This is a genomic window from Pseudothauera rhizosphaerae, from assembly GCF_004801305.1.
GTDB lineage: Bacteria > Pseudomonadota > Gammaproteobacteria > Burkholderiales > Rhodocyclaceae > Pseudothauera > Pseudothauera rhizosphaerae.
The window spans coordinates 190,951-215,362 of record NZ_SSOD01000006.1 but is presented as its reverse complement, the minus strand read 5'-3'; the positions used below and the strand labels follow the sequence as shown (position 1 = coordinate 215,362).

Annotated in this window: 27 protein-coding genes and 1 tRNA gene; 20 read left to right on the top strand and 8 right to left on the bottom strand. The window is 69.1% G+C overall.

The annotated features are described in order from the left end of the window. Positions 1–54: 54 nt before the first annotated feature. A tRNA-Met gene (locus tag E6O51_RS09835) sits at positions 55–131 on the bottom strand. A 57-nt stretch (positions 132–188) separates the two neighbouring features. Between E6O51_RS09835 and miaB the strand changes: the two genes are divergently transcribed. The 9 genes from miaB to E6O51_RS09790 all read left to right on the top strand — a co-directional run bounded on the left by miaB (position 189) and on the right by E6O51_RS09790 (position 10,161). Then, positions 189–1,538 (top strand): tRNA (N6-isopentenyl adenosine(37)-C2)-methylthiotransferase MiaB, encoded by a 1,350-nt coding sequence (gene miaB, locus E6O51_RS09830; protein ID WP_136384810.1) that lies wholly within the window; start codon positions 189–191, stop codon positions 1,536–1,538. Then, entirely contained in the window at positions 1,539–2,579 is a 1,041-nt protein-coding gene (locus E6O51_RS09825; protein ID WP_136384809.1) for a PhoH family protein, read from the top strand. After that, positions 2,539–3,282, top strand: coding sequence for an rRNA maturation RNase YbeY (ybeY, locus tag E6O51_RS09820; protein WP_136384808.1), 744 nt, complete (start codon positions 2,539–2,541; stop codon positions 3,280–3,282). The genes E6O51_RS09825 and ybeY overlap by 41 nt, the downstream gene beginning before the upstream one ends. 96 nt (positions 3,283–3,378) lie before the next feature. Beyond that, on the top strand, positions 3,379–4,233 hold the full coding sequence (locus E6O51_RS09815) for an HlyC/CorC family transporter (protein WP_136384807.1): 855 nt from the start codon (positions 3,379–3,381) through the stop codon (positions 4,231–4,233). Then, the gene (gene lnt, locus E6O51_RS09810; protein ID WP_136384806.1) at positions 4,233–5,729 is read left to right on the top strand and encodes an apolipoprotein N-acyltransferase; all 1,497 of its coding nucleotides are present in this window, start codon (positions 4,233–4,235) and stop codon (positions 5,727–5,729) included. Before E6O51_RS09815 ends, lnt begins: the two co-directional genes overlap by 1 nt. An 85-nt stretch (positions 5,730–5,814) precedes the next feature. Then, positions 5,815–6,726, top strand: a complete 912-nt coding sequence (gene glyQ, locus E6O51_RS09805) for a glycine--tRNA ligase subunit alpha (RefSeq protein ID WP_136384805.1) — start codon at positions 5,815–5,817, stop codon at positions 6,724–6,726. Further along, complete coding sequence (gene glyS, locus E6O51_RS09800; RefSeq protein ID WP_136384804.1) at positions 6,726–8,813, top strand: glycine--tRNA ligase subunit beta; 2,088 nt, start codon at positions 6,726–6,728, stop codon at positions 8,811–8,813. Before glyQ ends, glyS begins: the two co-directional genes overlap by 1 nt. Positions 8,814–8,823: 10 nt before the next feature. Next, a complete protein-coding gene (gene gmhB / locus E6O51_RS09795; protein WP_136384803.1) occupies positions 8,824–9,357 on the top strand; it encodes a D-glycero-beta-D-manno-heptose 1,7-bisphosphate 7-phosphatase in 534 nt (177 codons plus the stop codon). 42 nt (positions 9,358–9,399) lie between these two features. Next, positions 9,400–10,161: a lysophospholipid acyltransferase family protein gene (locus tag E6O51_RS09790; protein WP_136384802.1), complete on the top strand. Its 762-nt coding sequence runs from the start codon at positions 9,400–9,402 to the stop codon at positions 10,159–10,161. A 93-nt stretch (positions 10,162–10,254) separates the two neighbouring features. On the opposite strand, the gene E6O51_RS09785 is transcribed toward E6O51_RS09790, so the two are convergent. The 6 genes from E6O51_RS09785 to E6O51_RS09760 all read right to left on the bottom strand — a co-directional run bounded on the left by E6O51_RS09785 (position 10,255) and on the right by E6O51_RS09760 (position 14,634). After that, entirely contained in the window at positions 10,255–10,818 is a 564-nt protein-coding gene (locus E6O51_RS09785; protein ID WP_136384801.1) for a phasin family protein, read from the bottom strand. A gap of 349 nt (positions 10,819–11,167) precedes the next feature. Next, positions 11,168–11,944 (bottom strand): enoyl-CoA hydratase, encoded by a 777-nt coding sequence (locus E6O51_RS09780; RefSeq protein ID WP_136384800.1) that lies wholly within the window; start codon positions 11,942–11,944, stop codon positions 11,168–11,170. A 34-nt stretch (positions 11,945–11,978) separates the two neighbouring features. Then, positions 11,979–12,524, bottom strand: coding sequence for a lipopolysaccharide transport periplasmic protein LptA (lptA, locus tag E6O51_RS09775; protein WP_136384799.1), 546 nt, complete (start codon positions 12,522–12,524; stop codon positions 11,979–11,981). Beyond that, positions 12,521–13,111 (bottom strand): LPS export ABC transporter periplasmic protein LptC, encoded by a 591-nt coding sequence (gene lptC / locus E6O51_RS09770; RefSeq protein WP_136384798.1) that lies wholly within the window; start codon positions 13,109–13,111, stop codon positions 12,521–12,523. The genes lptA and lptC overlap by 4 nt, the downstream gene beginning before the upstream one ends. 6 nt (positions 13,112–13,117) lie before the next feature. Next, positions 13,118–13,639: a KdsC family phosphatase gene (locus E6O51_RS09765; RefSeq protein ID WP_136384797.1), complete on the bottom strand. Its 522-nt coding sequence runs from the start codon at positions 13,637–13,639 to the stop codon at positions 13,118–13,120. Beyond that, on the bottom strand, positions 13,639–14,634 hold the full coding sequence (locus E6O51_RS09760) for a KpsF/GutQ family sugar-phosphate isomerase (RefSeq protein WP_136384796.1): 996 nt from the start codon (positions 14,632–14,634) through the stop codon (positions 13,639–13,641). Before E6O51_RS09760 ends, E6O51_RS09765 begins: the two co-directional genes overlap by 1 nt. Before the next feature lie 205 nt (positions 14,635–14,839). On the opposite strand from E6O51_RS09760, the gene E6O51_RS09755 reads away from it, so the two are divergent. Genes E6O51_RS09755 through E6O51_RS09705 form a run of 11 tightly spaced genes read left to right on the top strand, consistent with a single transcriptional unit; the run spans position 14,840 to position 23,212 of the window. Next, a complete protein-coding gene (locus E6O51_RS09755) occupies positions 14,840–15,664 on the top strand; it encodes an ABC transporter ATP-binding protein (protein WP_230976756.1) in 825 nt (274 codons plus the stop codon). Beyond that, positions 15,661–16,455 (top strand): lipid asymmetry maintenance ABC transporter permease subunit MlaE, encoded by a 795-nt coding sequence (mlaE, locus tag E6O51_RS09750; RefSeq protein ID WP_136384794.1) that lies wholly within the window; start codon positions 15,661–15,663, stop codon positions 16,453–16,455. The genes E6O51_RS09755 and mlaE overlap by 4 nt, the downstream gene beginning before the upstream one ends. Continuing rightward, positions 16,452–16,919: an outer membrane lipid asymmetry maintenance protein MlaD gene (gene mlaD, locus E6O51_RS09745; protein ID WP_136384793.1), complete on the top strand. Its 468-nt coding sequence runs from the start codon at positions 16,452–16,454 to the stop codon at positions 16,917–16,919. The genes mlaE and mlaD overlap by 4 nt, the downstream gene beginning before the upstream one ends. A gap of 30 nt (positions 16,920–16,949) precedes the next feature. Then, entirely contained in the window at positions 16,950–17,807 is an 858-nt protein-coding gene (locus E6O51_RS09740) for an MlaA family lipoprotein (RefSeq protein WP_136384792.1), read from the top strand. After that, complete coding sequence (locus tag E6O51_RS09735; RefSeq protein ID WP_136384791.1) at positions 17,804–18,424, top strand: MlaC/ttg2D family ABC transporter substrate-binding protein; 621 nt, start codon at positions 17,804–17,806, stop codon at positions 18,422–18,424. The genes E6O51_RS09740 and E6O51_RS09735 overlap by 4 nt, the downstream gene beginning before the upstream one ends. Next, positions 18,421–18,705 carry an STAS domain-containing protein gene (locus E6O51_RS09730; protein WP_136384790.1) on the top strand — a complete coding sequence of 95 codons (285 nt, stop codon included), beginning with the start codon at positions 18,421–18,423 and terminating at the stop codon, positions 18,703–18,705. Before E6O51_RS09735 ends, E6O51_RS09730 begins: the two co-directional genes overlap by 4 nt. A 15-nt stretch (positions 18,706–18,720) precedes the next feature. Continuing rightward, positions 18,721–19,617 (top strand): ABC transporter ATP-binding protein, encoded by an 897-nt coding sequence (locus tag E6O51_RS09725; RefSeq protein ID WP_136384789.1) that lies wholly within the window; start codon positions 18,721–18,723, stop codon positions 19,615–19,617. Beyond that, a complete protein-coding gene (locus E6O51_RS09720) occupies positions 19,610–20,389 on the top strand; it encodes an ABC transporter permease (protein WP_136384788.1) in 780 nt (259 codons plus the stop codon). Before E6O51_RS09725 ends, E6O51_RS09720 begins: the two co-directional genes overlap by 8 nt. A 20-nt stretch (positions 20,390–20,409) precedes the next feature. Next, positions 20,410–20,667: a BolA family protein gene (locus E6O51_RS09715; RefSeq protein WP_136384787.1), complete on the top strand. Its 258-nt coding sequence runs from the start codon at positions 20,410–20,412 to the stop codon at positions 20,665–20,667. Beyond that, on the top strand, positions 20,667–21,923 hold the full coding sequence (gene murA / locus E6O51_RS09710) for a UDP-N-acetylglucosamine 1-carboxyvinyltransferase (protein WP_136384786.1): 1,257 nt from the start codon (positions 20,667–20,669) through the stop codon (positions 21,921–21,923). The genes E6O51_RS09715 and murA overlap by 1 nt, the downstream gene beginning before the upstream one ends. Next, entirely contained in the window at positions 21,920–23,212 is a 1,293-nt protein-coding gene (locus E6O51_RS09705) for a TIGR03862 family flavoprotein (protein WP_269140102.1), read from the top strand. Before murA ends, E6O51_RS09705 begins: the two co-directional genes overlap by 4 nt. On the opposite strand, the gene gltS is transcribed toward E6O51_RS09705, so the two are convergent. Next, a complete protein-coding gene (gene gltS, locus E6O51_RS09700) occupies positions 23,178–24,404 on the bottom strand; it encodes a sodium/glutamate symporter (RefSeq protein WP_230976753.1) in 1,227 nt (408 codons plus the stop codon). The genes E6O51_RS09705 and gltS overlap by 35 nt on opposite strands. Positions 24,405–24,412 lie beyond the last annotated feature (8 nt).

Here is a 24,412-nt window from a genome sequence, read left to right as displayed (position 1 = left end):
GCGGACCGCCGTAAACGAAAGAACCCGCCGGCGAAGCGGCGGGTTCTGGAATGATGGTGGTGATGGGCGGAATCGAACCGCCGACCTACGGGTTATGAATCCGTCGCTCTAACCGTCTGAGCTACATCACCAACAAGCCTGCTAATATAACGGCTCGAGATTTACCGCGTCAACAAACGCAACGGCTGATGAAGAAGCTCTACATCCGCACCTTCGGCTGCCAGATGAACGAGTACGACTCCGACAAGATGGCGGACGTGCTCGGGGTGGCCGAGGGGCTGGAAAAGACGGACAACCCGGAAGAGGCGGACGTGATCCTCTTCAATACCTGCTCGGTGCGCGAGAAGGCGCAGGAGAAGGTGTTCCACGACCTGGGCCGGGTCAAGCACCTCAAGCAGGCGCGCCCCGAACTGATCATCGGCGTGGGCGGCTGCGTGGCCAGCCAGGAGGGCGAGGCCATCGTGGCGCGGGCGCCCTATGTGGACGTGGTGTTCGGCCCGCAGACCCTGCACCGCCTGCCCAGGCTGATCCAGGCGCGGCGCGCCACCGGGCGCTCGCAGGTGGACATCTCCTTTCCCGAGATCGAGAAGTTCGACGCCCTGCCGCCGGCACGCGTGGAGGGGGCAAGCGCCTTCGTGTCCATCATGGAAGGCTGCTCCAAGTACTGCACTTTCTGCGTGGTGCCCTACACCCGCGGCGAGGAGGTCTCGCGCCCGCTGGACGACATCCTGGCCGAGGTGGCGGGGCTGGCCGGGCAGGGCGTCAAGGAAGTGACCCTGCTGGGGCAGAACGTGAACGCCTGGCGCGGCGCCCTGAGCCGCGAGGGCGGCGAGACCGGCGACTTCGCCTTCCTGCTCGAATGCGTGGCCGAGATCCCCGGCATCGAGCGCCTGCGCTACACTACCTCCCACCCGCGCGAGATGACCCAGCGCGTGTTCGACGCCTACCTGAAGATCCCCACGCTGGTGTCCCACCTGCACCTGCCGGTGCAGTCCGGCTCCGACCGCGTGCTGGCGGCCATGAAGCGCGGCTACACGGTGCTGGAGTTCAAGTCCGTGGTGAAGAAGCTGCGCGCTGCGCGGCCCGACCTCTCCCTGTCCTCGGACTTCATCGTCGGCTTCCCCGGCGAGACCGAGGCGGATTTCGAGAAGACGCTGAAGCTGGTGGAAGAACTGAACTTCGATACCTCGTTCAGCTTCGTCTACAGTGCGCGCCCCGGTACCCCGGCGGCGGACCTGGACGACCCCGTGCCGCAGGAAACCAAGCTCGCCTGGCTGGCGCGCCTGCAGAAGCAGTTGGAAGCCCAGGCCCACGCCATCAGCGAGGCCATGGTCGGCACGGTGCAGCGCATCCTGGTGGAAGGGCCGTCGAAGAAGGATCCGGGCGAATTCTCCGGGCGTACCGGGAACAACCGCGTGGTGAACTTCCCGGCGCACTCGCCCAACCGCGACCGCCTGATCGGCCGGTTCGTGGACGTCACCGTCACCGCCGCGCTGCCCCACAGCCTGCGCGGCGAAATCCTGCTGCGGGAATCCTGAATGGAGCAGACCACCCAACTGGTGCTGGAGCCGGTGGACAACGAGCGCCTGGCCAATCTGTGCGGCGCGCTCGACCAGAACCTGCGCCAGATCGAGACCGCGCTGGACGTGAGCATCGCCCGGCGCGGCGAGCGCTTCACCATCAAGGGCAGCAGCGACGAGGCCGCCGGGCGCGCGGCCGAAGCGCTGAAGCGCTTCTACGCCAGGGCCGACGATCACCTCTCGCTGGACGACCTGCAGCTCGAACTGATGGAGATCGCCGCGCGCGCGCCGTCGGCCGTGGGCAACTCCGCCGCGGCCCCGGTGCTGCTCACCCGCAAGAACGAACTGCACGGCCGCACGCCGCGCCAGGTGGACTACCTGCGCAACATCCAGGACCACGACATCACCTTCGGCATCGGCCCGGCCGGCACCGGCAAGACCTATCTGGCGGTGGCGAGCGCGGTGGATGCCTTCGAGCGGGAGAAGGTGGAGCGCATCATCCTGACCCGCCCGGCGGTGGAGGCGGGCGAGCGCCTGGGCTTCCTGCCCGGCGACCTGGCGCAGAAGATCGACCCCTATTTGCGTCCGCTCTACGACGCCCTCTACGACCTGATGGGCTTCGAGCGCGCGGGCAAGCTCTTCGAGCGCGGCGCCATCGAGATCGCGCCGCTCGCCTTCATGCGCGGGCGCACGCTCAACCACGCCTTCATCATCCTGGACGAGGCGCAGAACACCACGCCGGAGCAGATGAAGATGTTCCTCACCCGCATCGGCTTCGGTGCCAAGGCGGTGGTCACCGGCGACCTCACCCAGGTGGACCTGCCGCGCGGGGCGAAGAGCGGCCTGCTGGAAGCGCGCGAGGTGCTCGCCCAGGTGCGCGGCATCGCCTTCACCGAGTTCCAGAAGGACGACGTGGTGCGCCATCCGCTGGTGATGCGCATCGTCGAGGCCTACGACCGGCAGACGGCGCGGGAGGCACGTGCGCTCCGGCGGGAACAACGGGAAAAGGACCACCCCCATGGCGAAGAAGCCGACCGCCCCGAAGATCGTCGCGGTTGATGCCGACGGCAAGGCCACCCGCATCAGGGCCGAGCGCATCGAGATCGACTTCGGCCGCGGGCGCCGCCTGGTGCTGGACTTTCCGCCCGCGGCCTGGGGCGACCTGGACATCGAGGCGGAATCCGACGAAGGCACGCCCGTCATCGGCGTGCAACCGGGCGCATGCAATCTGCTCACCCTGCGCGTGGACGTGCGCCACCACATGGCGCCGGCCGTGACCGGCAAACCGGAGCGCGTGCCGCAACTCGGGCTGACCGTGCAGAAGGCGCTGAACAAGGCGCAGCTTGCCCAGGCCCCGAAGAAGGACGCCATCCGCCGCTGGGCGCAGGCGGCGCTGGAACGGGACGCCGAAGTCACCGTCCGCCTGGTGGGCGAGGAGGAGGGACGCACGCTGAACCGGGATTTCCGCGGCAAGGACTACGCCACCAACGTGCTGACCTTCGCCTATGGTGACGGGGAGCTTCTGCCCAATGAGGCCGAAGATGCCCCGCTGGCGGGCGACCTGGTGCTGTGCGTCCCGGTGGTGGTGCGCGAGGCGGCCGCCCAGGACAAGGACCTGGAGGCGCACTATGCCCACCTGGTGGTGCATGGCATGCTGCATCTGCAGGGTTACGATCACGAGACGGATGCCGACGCGACGGTCATGGAAGCCCGGGAAACGGCGATCCTGGCCGGCCTCGGCCATGCCGACCCGTATGCTTGAAACGCGAGGCGGTCCGTGTGAGGCGTCAGGCGTGGGCAGGGCAGCACGATTCGTGCTTGCCGCTGGGCACCCCTGACTCCTTACCAGCCAAGCGAGATGGACAGTACCCCCAGTAAACCGTCGTTGATCGAGCGGCTTTCGGCCCTGTTGACGCGCGAACCGGAAGATCGCGAACAACTCCTCGCGCAGCTCCACGCGGCCTTCGAGCGCAATCTGCTCGATGCCGACGCCCTCTCCATCATCGAAGGCGCGCTGCAGATCGCCGACATGCAGGTGCGCGACGTGATGGTGCCGCGCGCCCAGATGGACGTGATCCACCTGAACGATCCGCTGGACAGGATCGCCGCCTTCGTCATCGACACCGCCCATTCGCGCTTTCCCGCGGTGGGTGAGAGCAAGGACGACGTGGCCGGCATCCTGCTCGCCAAGGACCTGCTGCGCTACTTCGCCGGGAGCGCCTTCGACACCGGCGACCTGCGCGCCGTGCTGCGCCCGGCGGTGTTCGTGCCCGAATCCAAGCGCCTCAACGTGTTGCTGCGGGAGTTCCGCGTCAGCCGCAACCACATGGCCATCGTCGTGGACGAATACGGCGGGGTGGCGGGCCTGGTCACCATCGAGGACGTGCTCGAACAGATCGTCGGCGACATCGAGGACGAATACGACTTCGACGAGATCGGCGACAACATCCGCCTCGACCGCCACGGCCGCTACCGGGTCAAGGCCATGACCGAGATCGCCGATTTCAACACCGCCTTCGACACCCATCTGGCCGACGAGGACTACGATACCGTCGGCGGGCTGGTGATCCATCAGCTCGGGCGCCTGCCCAAGCGCGGCGAGAGCATCGCCGTGGAAGGCCTGAAGATCCAGGTGCTGCGCGCCGACAGCCGACGGGTGCATACCCTGCTGGTGGAGCGCGACACCGCTGTGCAGGATACCCCCGGCGGCTGATGCGTCCCGTGTCCTCCCTGCTGCTCGCGTTTGCGGCCGGCGCCGCCTCGGTGCTCGCCTATGCGCCGTTCGGCCTCTTCCCGCTCGTCTTCGTCGCCCTGGCGGTGCTGGCGGCGCTGCTCGCCCGCGCCGGCCGCGCGCGGCGCGGATTCCTGCTCGGCTTCGTGTGGGGGCTGGGCGCCTTCCTCGCCGGGGTGTCCTGGCTGTACGTGGCGCTGAACCGCTACGGCGGCATGCCGGCGCCCCTGGCCGGTCTTGCGATCCTGCTGTTCTGCGCCTACCTGGCGCTCTTCCCCGGACTGGCCGGTGCCCTGTTCGCCCGCCTGCACCCGGAAACTATATTCGCCCGTGCCGGACTGTTCGCTGCCCTGTGGGTGCTGGGCGAGTGGCTGCGTGGGTTCGTGTTCACCGGTTTCCCGTGGCTCGCCGTGGGCTACTCGCAGACGCCGCCCAGCCCGTTGGCAGGCTTCCTGCCGCTGGTCGGTGTGTACGGCGTCGGCGGCCTCGTCGCGCTGGTCGCGGGGCTGCTCGCCTTCGCGCCCTGGCGTCGCCTGGCGCAGGCCTGGCCGGGCGCCGTGGCGCTGCTCGTGCTGGCCGTGGCCGGCGTCGCGCTGGGGCGCGTGGCGTGGACCGCGCCGGTCGGCGAGCCCCTGCGCGTGGCGCTGCTGCAGACCAACATCGAGCAGGGTTTGAAGTGGCAGCCCGGCCGCCTCGCCGACTGGCTGGACACCAACCTGCGCCTCGTCACGGAGAATCCCGCACAACTGGTGGTGCTGCCCGAAACCACGCTGCCGCTGCTGGCCGAGCAACTGCCGGAGGGCTATCTCGAACACCTGGAAGCGCGCATGAACGCCGTGGGCGGCGACCTGGTGCTGGGCGTGTTCACGCGCAACGGGCAGGGGCACATCCACAACGCAGCCCTCAGCGCCGGGCGCTCGCCGCGGCAGGGGTACGCCAAGCGTCACCTGGTGCCCTTCGGCGAATACTCGCCGCCGCTGTTCGGCTGGTTCTACGTCCTCGCCGACATCCCCATGTCCGACCAGACCCGCGGCCCGGCCCGGCAGGCGCCGCTGGCGCTGGGCGACCAGCGCGTGGCGGTGAACATCTGCTACGAAGACCTCTTCGGCGCCGAACTGCTGCACGCGCTGCCCGAGGCCACGCTGCTGCTCAACCTGTCCAACCTCGCCTGGTACGGGGATTCGCTGGCCCAGCCCCAGCACCTGCAGATCGCCCGCGTGCGGGCGCTGGAAACGGGGCGGCCCATGCTGCGCTCCACCAACACCGGCATGACCGCGGTGATCCGCCCCGACGGTTCCGTGCAGGCCGTGCTGCCCGCCTTCGAGCAGGGCGCACTGCGCACCGAGGTGCGCGGTTATCAGGGGATGACGCCCTATGCCCATTGGGGCGACTGGCCGGCGGTGCTCGCCGCCGCGGCCGTGCTGCTCCTCCTGTTCCCGCGTCTGCGCCGCCGGCCGGCTCCATCCGCCGGCCGATAGCGCGCCGGCGGCCGCCCGCGCGCCGGCAAATGCCAGTAAAATCCACCTCTTTGCGTTCGCAGCGCGGCGCCTGCCGCCCGAGACCATGACTGCACAAAAACCCACCTTCCAGCAAGTCATCCTGACGCTCCAGCAGTTCTGGGGCGAGCGGGGCTGCGTGCTGCTGCAGCCCTACGACCTCGAAGTGGGCGCGGGCACTTCCCACACCGCCACCTTCCTGCGCGCCATCGGCCCCGAGCCGTGGAACGCCGCCTACGTGCAGCCCTCGCGCCGGCCCAAGGACGGCCGCTACGGCGAGAACCCCAACCGCCTGCAGCACTACTACCAGTACCAGGTGGTGCTGAAGCCTTCGCCGCTGAACATCCAGGAACTGTATCTGGATTCCCTGCGGGCGCTGGGCATAGACCCCAACGCGCACGACATCCGCTTCGTCGAGGACGACTGGGAGAACCCCACGCTGGGCGCCTGGGGCCTGGGCTGGGAAGTGTGGCTGGACGGCATGGAAGTCACCCAGTTCACCTACTTCCAGCAGGTGGGCGGCCTGGACTGCAGGCCGGTGCTGGGCGAGATCACCTACGGCCTGGAGCGCCTGGCGATGTATCTGCAGGGCGTGGAAAACGTCTACGACCTGGTGTGGGCGGTGTATCCGGACGGCTCGAAGGTCACCTACGGCGACGTGTTCCACCAGAACGAGGTGGAGCAGTCCACCTACAACTTCGAGCATTCCAACGTGGATTTCCTGTTTTCGCTGTTCGGCAACTACGAGTCCGAGGCCAAGCGCCTGATGGAAGCGGGCCTCGCGCTGCCGGCCTACGAGATGGTGCTCAAGGCCGCCCACACCTTCAACATGCTGGATGCCCGCGGTGCCATCTCGGTGACCGAGCGCGCCGCCTACATCGGCCGCATCCGCAACCTGTCCCGCGCCGTGGCGCAGGCTTATTTCGAATCCCGCGAAGCGCTGGGCTTCCCCATGCTGAACAACAAGGAGGCCGCGTGATGACCGGCGCGACTCTGCTCGTCGAATTGCTGACCGAAGAACTGCCGCCCAAGGCCCTGCCGCGCCTGGGCGAGACCTTTGCGGCCAGGATCGCCGAAGGGCTCAAGGCCCGCGGCCTGGCCGGGTTGGACGCGGGCTTCCGCTGGTTCGCCAGCCCGCGCCGCATCGCCATCCTGATGCCGGGCGTGGCCGCCGAGGCCGCGGCGAAGGAAGTCACCGAGAAGCTGATGCCCGTGGCCGTGGCGCTGGATGCCGAAGGCAAGCCCACCCCGGCGCTGCTCAAGAAAATGGAAGCCAAGGGCATCCCGGCCAGCGCGGTTGCCGCTTTCGAGCGCCGCCTGGACGGCAAGGCCGAGGCGCTTTTCCACACTGCCGTGGTGCCGGGCGCGAAGCTCGCCGACGTGCTGGCCGGCATCGTGCAGGACGCGGTCAAGGCGCTGCCCATCCCCAAGGTGATGCGCTGGGGCGACGGGGACGCCACCTTCGTGCGCCCGGTGCACAAGCTGGTCATGCTGCACGGCGCCGACGTGGTGCTGGGCCGGGTGCTGGACTTGGACGCCGGCCGTACCACGCGCGGCCACCGCTTCATGAGCCGCGGCGACATCGACATCGCCACCGCGGAAGCCTACGAGCCCACGCTGCTGGCGGAAGGCAAGGTGATTCCGTCCTTCGCCGAGCGCCGCGCCGACATCGACGATCAGTTGATCGCCGAAGCGAAGCGCCAGGGCGCCCAACTGGGCGAGTACGCCGACCTGCTGGACGAAGTGACGGCGCTGGTGGAGCACCCCACCGTTTACGTGGGCGAGTTCGAGGCCGAATTCCTGGCCGTGCCGCAGGAATGCCTGATCCTGACCATGCGCGCCAACCAGAAGTATTTCCCGCTCTTCGACGCCCAGGGTAAGCTGCTCAACCGCTTCCTGATCGTCTCCAACATGCGCCTCGACAACCCGGTGAACATCGTCACCGGCAACGCCCGCGTGGTGCGTCCGCGCCTGTCGGATGCGCGCTTCTTCTTCGAGACGGACAAGAAGCACAAGCTGGACAGCCGCCTGCCGCGCCTGGCCAACGTGGTCTATCACAACAAGCTGGGCAGCGTGCTCGAACGGGTCGAGCGCTTGGAGGCCCTGGCCGGCGCCATCGCCACCCAGTTGCACGGCGACGTGGCCGCCGCCCGGCGCGCGGCGCGGCTGGCCAAGGCCGACCTCGTCACCGAGATGGTGGGGGAATTCCCCGAACTGCAGGGCATCATGGGCCGCTACTACGCGCTCGCCGACGGGGAGGGCAAGGCGGTGGCCGACGCCGTGCAGGCCCACTACCAGCCGCGCTTCGCCGGCGACGCGCTGCCCGAGGGCAACGTGGCCGCCGCGGTGGCGCTGGCCGACAAGCTCGATGCCCTCGTCGGCTTCTTCGGCATCGGCCTGGTGCCCACCGGCGACAAGGATCCTTTCGCCCTGCGCCGTGCCGCCCTGGGCGTGCTGCGCATCCTGATGGAAAGCCCGCTGCCGCTGGAACTGCCCCGTCTCATCGACGACGCGGCGGCCGGCTTCAAGCCGGGCCTGCTGACGGCGGAAGGCTTTACCGCCCAGCTGCGGGATTTCGTCTTCGAGCGCCTGCGCCACCTGCTGCGGGAAAGCGGGCGCGACGCGGCGGTGATCGACGCCGTGCTGGCCCTCAAGCCCGCGCGCATCGACCTGGTGCCGGCCAAGCTCGCGGCGGTGGAAACCTTCCGCAGCCTGCCGGAAGCCGAAGCCCTGGCCGCGGCCAACAAGCGCATCGTCAACATCCTGAAGAAGGCGGAGGGCGAACCCGGCGAGCCGGACGTCGCCCTGCTGCAGGAAGAGGCCGAGAAGGCGCTGTTCCACCGCGTGGTCGAGGTCGCGCCCCTGGTGCGCTCGCATGTGGACAACGAGGACTACGCCGATGCCCTGCGCGTGCTGGCCGGCTTGCGGGACGCGGTGGACCGCTTCTTCGACGAGGTCATGGTGATGGCCGAGGAGCCGCTCACCCGCGCCAACCGCCTCGCCCTGCTGAACCAGCTCGCCGGGCTGATGAACCGGGTGGCGGACATCTCCCGCCTGTCCGTGTGAAGCCGGCGCCATGAAGCTGATCATCCTCGACCGCGACGGCGTCATCAATCACGACTCCGAGCAGTTCATCAAGTCGCCCGACGAGTGGAAACCCATCCCCGGTTCCCTGGAGGCCATCGCGCGCCTGAACCAGTGGGGCTGGCGGGTGGTGGTGGCCACCAACCAGTCCGGCGTGGGGCGCGGGCTGTTCGGCATGGACACGCTCAACGCGATCCACGAGAAGATGGTCAAGAGCCTGGCCCAGGTCGGCGGCCGGCTGGACGCGATCTTCTTCTGCCCCCATGCGGCGGACGCCGGCTGCGACTGCCGCAAGCCCAAGCCGGGCCTGCTGCTGCAGATCTCCGAGCGCTTCAACATCGCGTTGGACGGTGTGCCGGTGGTCGGCGACAGCCTGCGCGACCTGCAGGCCGGCATCGCGGTGGGCGGCAAGCCCTACCTGGTGCTGACCGGCAAGGGGCAGAAGACGCGCGAGGACCCGGCCCTGCCGGCGGACACGCTGATCTATCCCGATCTGGCGACCGTGGTGGCGGACCTCACCTCGTGAGGGCCGTGGCGCCGCCTGCTTTCCTTTCCTGCAAGTGACCCCGTGATCCTTCTCCGTTCCCTTCTCTTCGCCCTCGTGCTGACGGTGGTCACGCCGCCGTACGTGTTCTTCGGCTTCCTGACCTTCCCCCTGCCGCACCGCATTCGGCATCGCATCATCACCTCCTGGGCGGACGTGGTGATGTGGTTCGTGTGGCATCTGCTGGGTATCCGCTATCGCGTCATCGGGCGGGAGAACATCCCCCCAGGTCCGGCGGTGATCCTGTCCAAGCACCAGTCCGCCTGGGAAACCATGGCGCTGCAGATCATCTTTCCCGCCCTGTGCTTCGTGCTCAAGAAGGAACTGCTGCGCGTGCCCTTCTTCGGCTGGGGGCTGGCGCAGATACCGGGCATCGCCATCGACCGCGCCGCCGGCAAGGACGCTCTGTCCCAGGTGGTGGAGCAGGGCAAGGCGCGGCTCTCGGAGGGCTACTGGGTGGTGGTGTTCCCGGAAGGCACGCGGGTGGCGCCGGGCACCACGCGGCGCTACAAGGTCGGCGGCGCCTTCCTCGCGCGCCGCGCCGGCGTGCCGGTGGTGCCGGTGGCCCACAACGCGGGCGAGTTCTGGCGTCGCAACGCCTTCCTGAAGCGCCCTGGCGAGATCACCGTGAGCATCGGCCCGGTCATCGACGTGAAGGGCAGGAAGGTGGAAGCGATCAACCGGGAAGCGGAGGAGTGGATCGAAGGGGAGATGCGCAGGCTGTTCCCCCATCACTATGCGGCCAGCGGCGGCGAGGCGGTGGTGATCGAGGAGGCGGGGCAGTAGGGTTTCCGTCGGTCCCGCAAGTCGGGCACAGCCGGTAAACGAAAACGGCCCCGCCGAAGCGGGGCCGTTTGCTTTCCGGGGTGCCGGAGGGGCTCAGGCGGCCTTCTTGGAAGAAGCAGCCTTGGAGGTGGTGCTGACGGCCTTGACGGTGGCGTTGGTCGCGGCAGCCACGTTGGCTTCGGCGATCTCGGCGACCTGCTTGGCGGCCTTGGAGAGGCTGTCGTAGGCGCTGTTGGCGGCGGCGATGGCGGACTTGACCGCGGCCACGGCCACGTCGGAGCCGGCCGGGGCGGACTTGGCGGCCTTGTCCAGCGCGGAAGCCACGCCCTTGTTCAGTTCGGCGACCTGGCCTTCCAGCAGCTTGGAGAACTCTTCCTGGCCCTGGGAGGCGATTTCATACACGCTGCGGGCGTAGGCGACGGTCTTTTCGACCAGCGGCTGGGCCAGCGAGGTTTGCAGGTTGATCAGTTCCTGGACGTCCTTGACGCCCAGCAGGGCCTTGGTGTTGGACACGCCGTCTTCCAGCAGGGAGCGGGCGGTGTTCAGGTTCAGCGCAGCCAGGCGCTCGGCGCTGGCGAAGGCGTTGTTGGCCACGGTCAGCAGGGTTTCGATGTTGGCCTTGTTGAAAGCGGCGAACTGCTCGGGGGAGGTGGACATTGAGAACTCCTTCGATGGATGCGGATTGAGGTGGGTGACATCGATGCGGCAACGCTCTTGGCGGAATGTTGCACTGCATCATGTGTCCGGATTATAGAAGCCAAAGGACCGAAGTCAAGCTTTCTCTGATGCGTTGCAGCAAACCGTTTCAATTATCAGATTCAATTGCTTACGGAACGCTGACGTGCAGCCATGGTGCGCGCATGGGGTTGCCCGGAATGGGCAGGATTACCCGGATGGGTTTTCCGGTCCGCTGCGTTGCGGCAGCATGCGCCGGCCTTGTTGCAGCGGAATGAAAACAGCCGGCACGGGGCCGGCTGCGCGGGGGAGCGGGGCGGCCGGGCCCGCTTCAGCGGTGCTTGAAGTCGGGCCTGCGCTTCTCGACGAAGGCGGCCATGCCTTCCTTCTGGTCTTCCAGCGCGAAGGCGGCATGGAACACGCGGCGCTCGAACAGCAGGCCCTCGTTGAGGCCGCTCTCGAAGGCGCGGTTCACCGATTCCTTGATCATCATGACCACCGGCAGCGAGAAGCCGGCGATGGTCTCGGCCGCGGCCAGCGCCTCGTCCAGCAGTTTGTCCGCGGGCACGACGCGGGACACCAGGCCGGCGCGCTCGGCCTCGGCCGCATCCATGAAGCGGGCGGAGAGGCACAGGTCCATGGCCTTGGCCTTGCCCACGGCGCGCGGCAGGCGCTGAGTGCCGCCGGCGCCGGGCAGGATGCCGAGCTTGACTTCCGGCTGGCCGAACCTGGCGCTGTCGGCCGCGATGATGATGTCGCAGGTCATCGCCAGTTCGCAGCCGCCGCCCAGGGCGAAGCCGGCCACCGCGGCGATCACCGGCTTGCGGCAGGTCTTCACGCGTTCCCAGTTGCGCGTGATGTAGTCGCCCTTGTAGGCGTCCATGTAGGAGAAGCCGGCCATGGCGCCGATGTCGGCACCGGCGGCGAAAGCCTTCTCGGAGCCGGTGATGACGACGGCGCCGATGCCCTCGTCGGCCTCGAAGCCGTCCAGGGCGTGGCCGATCTCGTCCACCAGGGCGTCGTTGAGCGCGTTGAGCGCCTTGGGCCGGTTGAGGGTGATCAGGCCGACGCGGCCGCGGGTCTCGACGATGATGTTTTCGTAGCTCATGCAGTCTCCTTGCCGTTCTCTCTGTCGTGAAAAATCACTGCGCCGGGGCGGCCGGCGCGCTGCTGCCCTTGGGCTGGATCACCGCGCGCACGCGTCCGCCGCCGGCGGCCGGCCCGGCGCCGCCGGGGGCGTTGCTGACCAGGTAGTTCTCGCTCAGCGCGTCGTATTCGATGTAGCTGCCGCGCACCTCATCGCCGCCGCTCTTCACGTAGGCGCGGTTGAACAGCTTGGCCCGCTCGGTGCGGCTGTCGTACTCGATGCGCTCGGCCTCGCCCTCCACGTATTCGTTGGTGCCGGCGCGGCGCTGGCGGAAGGTGGCCAGGCGGTTGCCGCCCGCGGTGGCCACGCCCTGCTGGAAGCCGTCGGCGCCCTGGGTGACCACCAGCTTGTCGCCGCGAATCTGCAGCGAACCCTGGGTGAGGATCACGTCGCCTTCGAAGACGTGGGTCTTGCTGCGGTCGTCCACGGTGACGTGGTTGGCCTCGATGTTGACCGGCTGCTCCCGGTCGGCCGGCTCGGCCAGGGCGGCGGAGGACGCGAGGGCGAAGCACAGCAGGAGGGCGGGAGCGTGGCGGTTCATGGCGTATTCCGGCCGCTGCGCGGCATGGTGGCGTTGACCCTGCCGTCGAACTGCAGGGTTCCGAAGATGTTGTCGGCCTGCATGCCGCTGGCGCGGATGACGGTGTCGCCGCGGGTGAGCACGACCGGCGTGCGGCTGCGGGCGCGTTCGTCGTCGGGCCACACGGTCAGGGTGTCGGAGACGAACACCGCCTCCGGTTCGCCGGGGATGCCGCTGCGGCGCACGCGCACCTTGCCGGTGAACAGGATCTCCTCCCCTTCCCGATAGGCTTCGCCGCTGTCGGCCACGAGGTGGAGCAGGCGGCCTTCGGCGGTCTGGGTGAGGCGCGGCCGGGTGAATTCGGTGATGTCGGTGCCGTTTGCGCCGGGGTAGTGGGTGATGCGTTCGGCCAGCAGCTCGTAGCGCTGCCGGCCGTCGGCGCCGAAGCTGACCAGGCGCGTGCCGTCGGCGCTGAAATCGGCCTTGCCCCGTTCGACCACCGGCGTGCGCGCTTCTTCCGGTGCGCTGACGCGCTCCAGCCACAGCGTGGCGCCGGCGAGCAGGGCCAGCGCGACCACGGGATAGATGCGGTGGGCGGGAATGGCCATACCGGTTCAGGTGAGATAGGCGGCCAGCATGGCCTGCAGGCGCCCCTGGCTGGCGAGGATGTGGTCGCACACCTCGCGTACCGCACCGCGCCCGCCGTTGTGCCGGGCGACGTAATCCACGTGGCGGCGCACGAAGCCGTGCCCGTCGGCCGGGGTGGCGGCGAAGCCGCAGGCGCGCAGGATGGGCAGGTCCACCACGTCGTCGCCCATGTAGCCGGCCTGCTCGCGCGCGAGGCCACGCTGCGCGAGCAGGGTGTCGAGGCAGGCGCGCTTGTCCTCCACGCCCATGTGCAGTTCGGCGACGCCCAGGTTGGCGGCGCGCAGTTCCAGCGCACGCGAGCTGCGTCCGCTGATGATCACGACCTCGATGCCGGCGTTCTGCAGCATCTTCAGGCCGTGCCCGTCGAGGCTGGAGAACACCTTGATCTCGTCGCCGTTGGGGGTGAAGTAGAGGCTGCCGTCGGTGAGCACGCCGTCCACGTCGAAGCCCATCAGGCGGAGGTTGGCGGGGGTGCGCGGGGCGTGCATCAGATCACCTTGGCCTGCATCAGGTCGTGGGTGGTGAGCGCGCCGGCCAGCCGTCCGTCGGCGTCCACGACGATGAGCTGGCTGATGCGCAGGCGTTCCATCATCTCGGCTGCTTCCACGGCCAGCGCGTCCGGGGCGATGGTGCGCGGATTGCGGCTCATCAGTTCGGCGAGCCGCGCGCTGCGCACGTCGCAGCCCTTCTCCAGCGCGCGGCGCAGGTCGCCGTCGGTGAAGATGCCTGTCGGGCGGTGTTCGGCGTCCACGATCGCGGTCATGCCCATGCCGCCGCGGGTGACCTGCAGCAGCGCCTCGGCCAGGGTGGCGTCGCCGGCCACCGTGGGCACCCGTTCGGCCGGGCGCATGACGTCGCGCACGTGGGTCAGCAGGCGCCGGCCCAGCGCGCCGCCGGGGTGGGAGCGGGCGAAGTCCTCGGCGCCGAAGCCGCGCGCATCGAGCAGCGCCACGGCGAGCGCATCGCCCAGCGCGAGCGCGGCGGTGGTGCTGGCGGTGGGCGCCAGGTTGAGGGGGCAGGCTTCCTCGGCCACCGCGGCGTCGAGGTGGATGTCGGCCTCGCGCGCCAGCGGCGAATCCGGGTTGCCGGTCATGCTGATCAGCCGCGCGCCCTGGCGCTTGACCAGGGGCACGATGGTGAGCAGTTCCTCGCTGGAGCCGGAGTAGGACAGGGCGATCACCACGTCTTCCGGCGTGATCATGCCCAGGTCGCCGTGGGCCGCCTCGGCCGCATGGACGAAATAGGCCGGCGTGCCGGTGCTGGCCAGGGTGGCGGCGAGCTTGCGCGCCACGTGGCCGGACTTGCCGATGCCGGTGACGATGACCCGGCCGCGGCGCTGCAGGATCAGGGCCACGGCGCGTTCGAAATCCTCGCCCACGCGTTCGGCCAGCGCGGCCACGGCGTCGGCCTCGATGCGCAGCACGCGCCGGGCGAGCGCGGCGGCGCCCTGGGCGGCGGGGAAGCGGGGGGAAGCGTCGGGCATGGTGTGCGTGGTCGGGAACGGAAGGGGGCGGGCCACGCCGGGGAGCCGGCGCGGCGCGACGGGCGATTATAGCAGAGCGCCCCCGCACGGCGCCCGCGGCGCTGCCGCTGCGGGCGCGGGGATGTTGCGCGCGATGCAACACCCGTTACAGGGCATTCGCATCGTCTCTGGTACACTCGCAAGCTTTGTCGAATCCGTCGTCCCGCTGCCCGTGACCGAGCCCGCCGATACTCCCCTGGTATGCCTGCGTAATGTCCGCTTCGCCTACGGCGAGCGCGAGATCCTGCGCGGCATCGACCTGTCGGTGCGGCGCGGCCAGGTGGTGGCGATCATGGGCGGCAGCGGCTGCGGCAAAACCACGCTGCTGCGCCTGATCGGCGGGCAATTGCGCGCCTCGGCCGGCAGCGTGCAGGTGGATGGCCAGGATCTCGCCCGCCTGTCGCGGGACGATCTCTACGCCCTGCGCCGCCGCATGGGCATGCTGTTCCAGTTCGGCGCGCTGTTCACCGACATGTCGGTGTTCGACAACGTGGCCTTCCCCCTGCGCGAGCACACCGACCTGCCGCCCGAACTGGTGCGCGACCTGGTGCGCCTCAAGCTCAACGCGGTGGGCCTGCGCGGCGCGGAAGGGCTCAGCCCGGCCGAGCTGTCCGGCGGCATGGCGCGCCGCGTGGCGCTGGCGCGCGCCATCGCGCTGGACCCGATGCTGATCATGTACGACGAGCCCTTCGCCGGCCTGGACCCGATCTCGCTGGGCGTCATCGGCCAGTTGATCCGCCGCCTCAACGACGCGCTGGGCGCCAGTTCCATCATGGTCACCCACGACATCCACGAGTCGCTGGAGATCGTGGACTACGTGTACTTCGTCTCCGAGGGCCGCATCGTCGCCCAGGGCACGCCGGACGAAATCCGCGCGTCGACCGACCCCTTCGTGCACCAGTTCGTGCATGCGGAAGCCGACGGCCCGGTGCCCTTCCACTATCCGGCCGCGCCCCTGGCGGCCAGCCTGCTGGGGGAGGGGGCGCCATGAAGCGCGTGGCCGAACTGTTGCGCCGCATCGGCGCGCGCGTCGTGGACGGAGTGTGGCGGCTGGGCTTCGCGGCGCGCTTCTTCGCGCTGGTGCTGCTGTATTCCGGGCAGTCCTTCCGCCGCCTGCACCTGACCCTCCGCGAACTCTGGTTCTCCGGCGTGCTGTCCCTGCTCATCATCCTGGTGTCCGGCCTCTTCGTCGGCCTGGTGCTGGGGCTGCAGGGCTACGAAATCCTGCAGCGCTTCGGCTCCAGCGAGGCTACCGGCACCATGGTGGCCCTGTCCCTGCTGCGGGAGCTGGGGCCGGTGCTGGCGGGCCTGCTGTTCGCCGCCCGTGCGGGCTCGGCGGTGACCGCCGAGATCGGCCTGATGAAGACCACCGAGCAGCTCACCGCCATGGACATGATGGCGGTGAGCCCGTTCGCCCGCGTGGTCGCGCCGCGCTTCTGGGGCGGGGTGATCTCCATGCCGCTGCTGGCGGCGTTGTTCTCCGCCATGGGCATCCTCGGCGGCTGGCTGATCAGCGTGGTGTTCATCGGCATCGACGAAGGCGCCTACTGGTCGCAGATGCAGGCGGCGGTGGATTTCCGCTACGACGTCGTCAACGGCGTCATCAAGAGCTTCGTGTTCGGCGTCGCGGTGTCGCTGATCGCGGTGTTCGAAGGCTACGACTGCGCGCCCACCGCCGAGGGCGTCTCGCGTGCCATCACCCGCACCGTGGTGAGCTCTGCGCTGACCATCCTGGCGCTGGATTTCGTCCTCACTTCCTTCATGTTCCGGGGTCAATCATGAGCCGTACCGTACTCGACCTGTGGGTCGGCTTCTTCGTCGCGATCGGCATCGCCGCGCTGTTCTTCCTGTCCCTGAAGGTGGGCAGCTTCGGCGGCTTCAACAACGTGCCCACCTATGTGATCCAGGCACCTTTCGACAACATCGGCGGTCTCAAGGTGCGTGCCCCGGTCAAGAGCGCGGGCGTCGTGGTCGGCCGGGTCACGGACATCCGTTTCGATACGGAGGCTTACCGCGCGGTGGTAAGCTTGGCCGTCGAATCGCGCTACGAATTTCCGCGCGACACCATCGCCACCATCCTCACCTCCGGCCTGCTCGGCGAGCAGTACGTGGGGCTGGAACCGGGGGGCGACGTGGATATGCTCAAGGACGGCGACGCCGTCCAGATTACCCAGTCGGCCGTGGTGCTGGAGAAGCTGATCGGCCAGTTCCTGTTCAACCGCGCTGCCGAGCCCCCGGCCAACTGAGCGCGCAAACGGACGTAGCACCCAACAACAATGAAGAAGCGTCTCCTTCCCATCCTGCGCGCGGGCGCCCTGGCCTGCGGCGTGGCTGTCCTGAGCGGCTGTGCCAGCACCCCGCGCAACCCCGACGACCCGCTGGAAGGCTTCAACCGGGCGATGTTCACCTTCAACGAAAGCGTGGACAAGGCCGTGCTGAAGCCGGTGGCGCAGGGCTACGACTACGTCGCGCCCAAGCCGGTGAAGATCGGCGTGGGCAATTTCTTCAGCAATCTCGCCGATCCCTGGATCGGGCTCAACAACATGCTGCAGGGCAAGCCGGCCGAGGCGCTGTCGGACTGGATGCGCTTCCTGTTCAACTCCACCTTCGGCATCGTCGGGCTGCTCGACATCGCCACGCCGGCCGGCCTGCCCAAGCACGACGAGGATCTCGGCCAGACCCTGGCGGTGTGGGGCGTGGGCGAAGGCGCCTACGTGGTGCTGCCCTTCCTCGGTCCGCGCACGGTGCGCGATGCGGCCGCCCTGCCGGTGGATCTGAGCGGCAACCAGGCCTGGCGGCTGGATCATGTGAGTACGCGCAACGCCTTCCGCGCGCTGGACGTCGTGCATACGCGGGCCGGCCTGCTCGGTGCCGACAGGACGCTGGAAGAGAGCACCTTCGACAAGTACGCCTACCTGCGCGACTTCTACCTGCAGAACCGGCGCTACAAGGTGCATGACGGCAATCCGCCCATCGAGTACGAAGACTTCAACGGCGCGGCCGCCCCGGTGGCGCCGCCCCTGCTGGCCGATGCCGCCGCCGCTTCGGTGGGCCGGCTGGAACTGATAGACCCGACCGCGCCCGGCCCCCCTGGCAACGGCCCCGGTCTCCAACTGGAAGTGACGAAGCGATGAAAGCCCTGATCCTCGGTTTCTCCCTTTCTCTCGCCGCGCTGCTGCCGGCGCAGGCGGCCGTGACCCCGCCGGACGATCTCGTGCGCAGCGTCACCGGCGAGGTGCTGGAGATCGTCCGCAGCGACCGCGACATCCAGGGCGGCGATACGGCCAAGATCCTCGCCCTGGTCGACGAAAAGGTGCTGCCCCACTTCAACTTCCGCCGCATGACCATGCTGGCGGTGGGGCGCGACTGGCGCCAGGCCACGCCCGAGCAGCAGGCGCAGCTCACCGACGCCTTCCGTACGCTGCTGGTGCGCACCTATTCGAATGCGCTCACCCAGTACCGCGACCAGGTCATCGAATTCCGCCCCCTGCGCGCCGGTGCCGCCGACACCACGGTGCAGGTGCGCACCGAGGTGCGCCAGCCCGGCGCCCAGCCGGTCGCCATCGACTACGTGCTGGAGCGCACCGACGCCGGCTGGAAGGTGTTCGACGTCATCGTCGCCGGGGTCAGCCTGGTCACCAACTACCGCGGCACCTTCACCCAGGAAGTCCGCACCGGCGGCATCGAGGGTCTGATCCGCTCGCTGGAGAATCGCAACCGCGAACTGGCCGAGGGCGCCGCACGCTCATGATCGCAAGCGAAGGCGAAGTGCTGCGCCTGGAAGGGCCGCTGACCATGGCCACCGTGGCGCCCCTGCTCGAAGAGGGGTGCCGCGCGGCGGCCGCGGCCGACCGGGTGGTGGACCTGTCGGCGGTCACCGTGGCCGACTCGGCCGCGCTCGCGCTGCTGTTCGCCTGGCTGCGCAGCGCGCGCGCCAACGGCCGGCGCCTGGTGCTGCGCGGCGTACCGGCGGGGCTGCAGAGCCTTGCCGTACTGTACGGCGTAGACGGCCTGTTGCCGCTCGACGCCTGAATCCCTCTCCGGCCGATGTCGTTGCCCGCCATTCGCGTCCGTGGGGTCACCAAGCGTTACGGTGCCCTGCAGGCGCTCGCCGGCGTGGACCTGGAGGTGCATCAGGGCGAGTTCTTCGGCCTGCTCGGGCCCAACGGCGCGGGCAAGACCACGCTGATCTCGGCGCTCGCCGGCCTGGTGCGGCCGGACGGCGGCACGCTGGAGGTCATGGGCCACGACGTCGTCGGCGACTACCGCAACGCCCGCCGCGTGCTGGGCGTGGTGCCGCAGGAACTGGTGTTCGACCCCTTCTTCAACGTGCGCGAGATGCTGCGCATCCAGTCCGGCTACTTCGGCCTGCGCCACAACGACGACTGGATAGACGAGATCCTCGCCAGCCTGGACCTCACCGCCAAGGCCGACGTGAACATGCGCGCGCTCTCCGGCGGCATGAAGCGCCGCGTGCTGGTCGCCCAGGCGCTGGTGCACCGTCCGCCGGTGATCGTGCTCGACGAACCCACCGCCGGCGTGGACGTGGAATTGCGCCAGGGCCTGTGGCAGTTCGTGCGCAAGCTGAACCGCGACGGCCACACCATCGTGCTCACCACCCACTACCTGGAAGAGGCCGAGACCCTGTGCGGGCGCATCGCCATGCTCAAGGCCGGGCGCGTGGTGGCGCTGGACACCACCGCCAACCTGCTGGAGCGCTTCGCCACCCACACGCTGCAGGCGCGCCTGGCCAACCCGCAGGCCGGCGTCGCGCTGGGCGGCCGCGCGGATGAGGACGGCTGGGTGGCGTTCGCCTTCGACAGCTACGCCGACGTGGAGCCGCTGCTCGCCCGCCTGCGCGAGGCCGGCGCCGGGCTGCAGGAGATGCAACTGGGCGAGCCGGACCTGGAGCACGTGTTCGTGGAGGTCATGCAGCGTGCCTGAGCAGCGCGAATCCCGCCTGGCCGGCTTTCGCACCCTGCTGTACAAGGAGGTGCTGCGCTTCTGGAAGGTGGGCTTCCAGACCGTGGCCGCGCCGGTGCTCAATGCCCTGCTGTTCCTGCTGATCTTCTCCCATGTGCTCGACCGCCACGTCACCGTGTATGGCGACATCGCCTACACCGGCTTCCTGGTGCCCGGGCTGGTGATGATGTCCCTGCTGCAGAACGCCTTCGCCAACAGCTCCTCGTCGCTGATCCAGAGCAAGATCACCGGCAACATCGTCTTCGTGCTGCTGCCGCCCCTGTCCTGGGGCGAGTTCTACGCCGCCTACGTGATCGCCTCCGTGGCGCGCGGGCTCTTCGTTGGCGCCGGCGTGCTGCTGGTGGCGCTGCCCTTCGTGGAACTGGGCTTCGCCCATCCGCTGTGGATCCTCGCCTTCGCGTTGCTGGGCAGCGCCATCCTCGGTTCGCTGGGGGTCATCGCCGGCATCTGGGCGGACAAGTTCGACCAGCTCGCCGGCTTCCAGAACTTTCTCATCCTGCCCCTGACCATGCTCTCCGGCGTGTTCTACTCCATCCACTCCCTGCCGCCCGTGTGGCAGCAGGTCTCCCACGCCAACCCCTTCTTCTTCATGATCGACGGCTTCCGCTACGGCTTCTTCGGCCAGTCCGACGTGTCGCCTTGGTTGAGCCTAGCGGTGGTGGGCGTATCCTTCGTGCTGCTCGCGGCCCTGACCCTGGCGATGCTCGCCCGGGGCTACAAGCTGCGGGCCTGAATCCTGACCAGAGAACCACCATGTTTCCAGCACAAGAAATCAAGCGCCTGATCGAGGCCGGCATGGCCTGCGACTACGTCGCCATCGAGGGCGACGACGGCGTGCACTTCACCGGCATCGTCGTCTCCAGTGCCTTCGAGGGCCTGCCCCGCGTGCGCCAGCACCAGGCCGTGTACACCACCTTGGGCCGCCTCATGGGCAACGATATCCACGCCCTGCAACTGCAGACCTATACCCCGGCCAAGTGGGCCGAAGTGCGCCAGGAGCTGGGCCTCTGATGGACAAGCTGCTGATCGAGGGCGGCACCCGCCTGGCGGGCGAGGTCGCCATCTCCGGCGCCAAGAACGCCGCCCTGCCACTGCTGTGCGCCGCGCTGCTGACCCGCGAGCCGGTCACCTTCACCAACGTGCCGCAACTGAACGACATCGGCACGCTGCTGAAGCTCATCGCCCAGATGGGCGTCAAGGTGGAACGGGACGCGGCCGCCGGCACGGTGACGCTGGATGCCGCGGACCTGGACAACCCGGTGGCGCCCTACGAACTGGTCAAAACCATGCGCGCCTCCATTCTCGTGCTGGGGCCGCTGGCGGCGCGCTGCGGCGAAGCGCGGGTGAGCCTGCCCGGCGGCTGCGCCATCGGCGCGCGTCCGGTGGACCAGCACATCAAGGGCCTGCAGGCCATGGGCGCGGACGTGCGCGTGGAGCACGGCTACGTGCATGCCAGCGTGCCGCGCCTGAAGGGCGCGCGCCTGTTCACCGACATGGTCACCGTCACCGGCACCGAGAACCTGATGATGGCCGCCTGCCTGGCCGACGGCGAGACGGTGATCGAGAACGCCGCCCGCGAGCCCGAGGTGGTGGATCTCGCCAACTGCCTGGCGTCCATGGGCGCGCGCATCACCGGCGCCGGCACCGACGTGATCCGCATCCGCGGCGTGGAGCGCCTCTCCGGCACCACCCACCGCATCATGCCGGACCGCATCGAGACCGGCACCTACCTGTGCGCGGCGGCCGCCACCGGCGGCGAAATCCGCCTCACCAACACCTCGTCCTGCTACCTGGACGCGGTCATCGACAAGCTCATGGACGCCGGCTGCGAGGTTACTTCCGAACGCGACGCCATCCGCCTCAAGGCGCCCCGGCGCCTGACCGCGGTGAGCCTGCGCACCGCGCCCTATCCCGCTTTCCCCACCGACATGCAGGCCCAGTTCATGGCCATCAACTGCGTGGCCGAGGGCGCGGCGATGATCCGCGAGACCATCTTCGAGAACCGCTTCATGCACGCCGTGGAACTGCAGCGCCTGGGCGCGGACATCCGCATCGACGGCAACACCGCGGTGGTGCAGGGCGTGGCGCGGCTGGAAGGCGCCACGGTGATGGCCACCGACCTGCGCGCCTCGGCCAGCCTGGTCATCGCCGGCCTGGTGGCCGAGGGCGAGACCGTCATCGAGCGCATCTACCACCTGGACCGGGGCTACGAACGCCTGGAAGCCAAGCTCGCCGCCCTCGGCGCGCGGGTGCGCCGGCTGGGGTGACGCCGCCCGTGGGCAGGCCCGGCGTGCCGCGTGCCATCGTCGTCGGCGGCGGGCCGGCCGGGCTGATGGCCGCCGAGGTGCTGGCGGCCGGCGGCGCGGCGGTCGATCTTTTTGATGCCATGCCCACGGTCGGGCGCAAGTTCCTGCTCGCTGGCCGCGGCGGGCTCAACCTGACCCATTCCGAAGCGTCCGCCGATTTCCTTGCCCGCTACGGCGCGCGCCGCAGCGAGATCGAACCCCTGCTCGCGGCCTTCGGTCCGCAGGACCTGCGCGACTGGGCGCAGGGGCTGGGCGTGGAGACCTTCGTCGGCTCCAGCGGCCGGGTGTTCCCGGTGGGCATGAAGGCCGCGCCCCTGCTGCGCGCCTGGCTGCATCGGCTGCGCGCGGCCGGCGTGCGTATCCACGTGCGCGAACGCTGGCAGGGTTGGGACGAATCGGGTGCGCTGCTGTTCGACGGCCCCGCCGGGCCACACGCGGAGCAGGCCGACGCGGTGGTGTTCGCCCTGGGCGGCGGCTCCTGGGCGCGTTTCGGCGCGGACGGGCGCTGGATCGCCCCCTTCACCGCCCGCGGCGTGCCGGTCGCGCCCCTGCGGCCGGCCAACTGCGGCTTCGACGTGGCCGGCGGCTGGTCCGCCTACTTGTGCGAGCGCCATGCCGGCCAGCCCCTGAAGAACGTGGGCCTGTCCTTCACCGATGCGCAGGGGAACCAGCAGGGCCGCACCGGCGAATGCCTGCTGACCCGCACCGGCCTGGAAGGCAGCCTGATCTACGCCCTGTCGGCGCCGCTGCGGGATGCGCTGGAAGCGGCGGGGAAACTGGAAATTCGCCTCGACCTGCTGCCGGCGCGGGACGCCGCCTGGGTGGAAACCCAGCTCGCCCGTCCCCGCGGCAGCCGTTCGCTGGCCAGCCACCTGCAAGGCCAGCTCGGACTGGCCGGCCTGAAGGCGGCCCTGCTGCACGAAGTGCTGGGCCGTCCCCTGCCCGCCGCTCCGGCCGCGCTGGCCGCGGCCATCAAGGCGCTGCCGATCACGCTGTCGGCCACCCGTCCCATCGACGAGGCGATCAGCACGGCGGGCGGCATCGCCTTCGAGGCGCTGGACGAACACCTGATGCTGAAAGCCCGGCCGGGCACCTTCTGCGCCGGCGAGATGCTGGACTGGGAGTCGCCCACCGGCGGCTATCTCCTCACCGCCTGCTTCGCTTCCGGCCGCGCGGCGGGCCAGGGCGCGCTGGACTGGCTGTCCGCAGCCGGGATCAGCCCGCCATCGATCCGATCACCAGGGCATTGACCAGGTCGATGAAGAAACCGCACACCAACGGCACGACGATGAAGGCCCGCGGCGCGTTGCCGTATTCGCGCGTCACCGCGCTCATGTTGGCGATGGCGGTGGCCGTGGAGCCCAGGCTGATGCCGCCGAAGCCGGCGCACACCACCGCCGCCTCGTAGTCGCGGCCCATCCAGCGGAACACCACCAGCACGGTGAACACGATCACCAGCAGGATCTGCAGCACCATGGCCGTGCCGATGAAGCCCAGCATGGGCTGTAGCACCCAGAGCTGCAGCCCCATCAGGGCCATGGTGAGGAAGATGCCCAGGCTCACGTCGGAGATCAGCGCGACGCCGGGCTGCATGCTCTGCCAGTTCCACAGCCGGCCGCCGTTCGGCCTGAACAGATTGCCCATCGTGCGCAGGGCGATGCCGGCCATCAGGCAGCCGACGAACTGCGGCAGATTGAGGCCGGTCGACGCGATCAGTGCGCTCACGCCGTGCCCCAGCATCAGGGTGAGGTTGAGCCACAGCATCGCGAGCAGGACACCATGGTAGTCGATGCGCTTGCTGAACTCGTCCTCGTGCAGGGCGCCGATTTCCAGGCCGGCGTCGTGCGAGGGCTGGAGCCGGTGGCGCCGCATCAGGTAGCCCGCCACCGGGCCGCCTATCACACATGCGGCGATCATGCCGATCATGTTGGCGGCCAATCCGATCTCGCCCGCGCCGGCGATGCCCAACTGCTCGACGAAGTGGGGCGTCCAGGCCATCGTGGTGCCGACGCCGCCGGTCAGCGAGATTGAACCGACCATCAGACCGGCGCGTGCATCCATGCCGAAGGCACCGGCAACGGCCATGCCGACCAGGTTCTGCAGGAACATGAAACTGCTCGCCAGCACGATCAGCACGACCAGCGCCTTCCCGCCGTGCCCGAGCATCTTGACGTCCGAGTTCAGGCCGATGGCCGCGAAGAAGTACAACAGCAGCGTGTCGCGCGCCTCCAGCGTGAAGTCCACGCGGACATCGAAACCGTAGTACAGCAGGCATACGACGGCCGCGCAGAACATTCCTCCGACGACGGGCTCCGGAACGCTGTAGCGGCGCAGCCAGCCGATGCGCGCGGTCAATCCCTTGCCGATGAACAGCAGCAGGATCGCCAGGGTGAAGGTGACGAAACCGTCGATCTCGACGGGTCGCATAACGGTGGCCTGCATGATCCCGG

Bases quoted from the DNA above. Each gene is read 5' to 3' on its own strand.
- miaB (WP_136384810.1), top strand. From the start codon at position 189: ATGAAGAAGCTCTACATCCGCACCTTCGGCTGCCAGATGAACGAGTAC.
- E6O51_RS09825 (WP_136384809.1), top strand. From the start codon at position 1,539: ATGGAGCAGACCACCCAACTGGTGCTGGAGCCGGTGGACAACGAGCGC.
- ybeY (WP_136384808.1), top strand. From the start codon at position 2,539: ATGGCGAAGAAGCCGACCGCCCCGAAGATCGTCGCGGTTGATGCCGAC.
- E6O51_RS09815 (WP_136384807.1), top strand. From the start codon at position 3,379: ATGGACAGTACCCCCAGTAAACCGTCGTTGATCGAGCGGCTTTCGGCC.
- lnt (WP_136384806.1), top strand. From the start codon at position 4,233: ATGCGTCCCGTGTCCTCCCTGCTGCTCGCGTTTGCGGCCGGCGCCGCC.
- glyQ (WP_136384805.1), top strand. From the start codon at position 5,815: ATGACTGCACAAAAACCCACCTTCCAGCAAGTCATCCTGACGCTCCAG.
- glyS (WP_136384804.1), top strand. From the start codon at position 6,726: ATGACCGGCGCGACTCTGCTCGTCGAATTGCTGACCGAAGAACTGCCG.
- gmhB (WP_136384803.1), top strand. From the start codon at position 8,824: ATGAAGCTGATCATCCTCGACCGCGACGGCGTCATCAATCACGACTCC.
- E6O51_RS09785 (WP_136384801.1), bottom strand. From the start codon at position 10,818: ATGTCCACCTCCCCCGAGCAGTTCGCCGCTTTCAACAAGGCCAACATC.
- E6O51_RS09780 (WP_136384800.1), bottom strand. From the start codon at position 11,944: ATGAGCTACGAAAACATCATCGTCGAGACCCGCGGCCGCGTCGGCCTG.
- lptA (WP_136384799.1), bottom strand. From the start codon at position 12,524: ATGAACCGCCACGCTCCCGCCCTCCTGCTGTGCTTCGCCCTCGCGTCC.
- lptC (WP_136384798.1), bottom strand. From the start codon at position 13,111: ATGGCCATTCCCGCCCACCGCATCTATCCCGTGGTCGCGCTGGCCCTG.
- E6O51_RS09765 (WP_136384797.1), bottom strand. From the start codon at position 13,639: ATGCACGCCCCGCGCACCCCCGCCAACCTCCGCCTGATGGGCTTCGAC.
- E6O51_RS09760 (WP_136384796.1), bottom strand. From the start codon at position 14,634: ATGCCCGACGCTTCCCCCCGCTTCCCCGCCGCCCAGGGCGCCGCCGCG.
- mlaE (WP_136384794.1), top strand. From the start codon at position 15,661: ATGAAGCGCGTGGCCGAACTGTTGCGCCGCATCGGCGCGCGCGTCGTG.
- mlaD (WP_136384793.1), top strand. From the start codon at position 16,452: ATGAGCCGTACCGTACTCGACCTGTGGGTCGGCTTCTTCGTCGCGATC.
- E6O51_RS09740 (WP_136384792.1), top strand. From the start codon at position 16,950: ATGAAGAAGCGTCTCCTTCCCATCCTGCGCGCGGGCGCCCTGGCCTGC.
- E6O51_RS09735 (WP_136384791.1), top strand. From the start codon at position 17,804: ATGAAAGCCCTGATCCTCGGTTTCTCCCTTTCTCTCGCCGCGCTGCTG.
- E6O51_RS09730 (WP_136384790.1), top strand. From the start codon at position 18,421: ATGATCGCAAGCGAAGGCGAAGTGCTGCGCCTGGAAGGGCCGCTGACC.
- E6O51_RS09725 (WP_136384789.1), top strand. From the start codon at position 18,721: ATGTCGTTGCCCGCCATTCGCGTCCGTGGGGTCACCAAGCGTTACGGT.
- E6O51_RS09715 (WP_136384787.1), top strand. From the start codon at position 20,410: ATGTTTCCAGCACAAGAAATCAAGCGCCTGATCGAGGCCGGCATGGCC.
- murA (WP_136384786.1), top strand. From the start codon at position 20,667: ATGGACAAGCTGCTGATCGAGGGCGGCACCCGCCTGGCGGGCGAGGTC.
- gltS (WP_230976753.1), bottom strand. From the start codon at position 24,404: ATGCAGGCCACCGTTATGCGACCCGTCGAGATCGACGGTTTCGTCACC.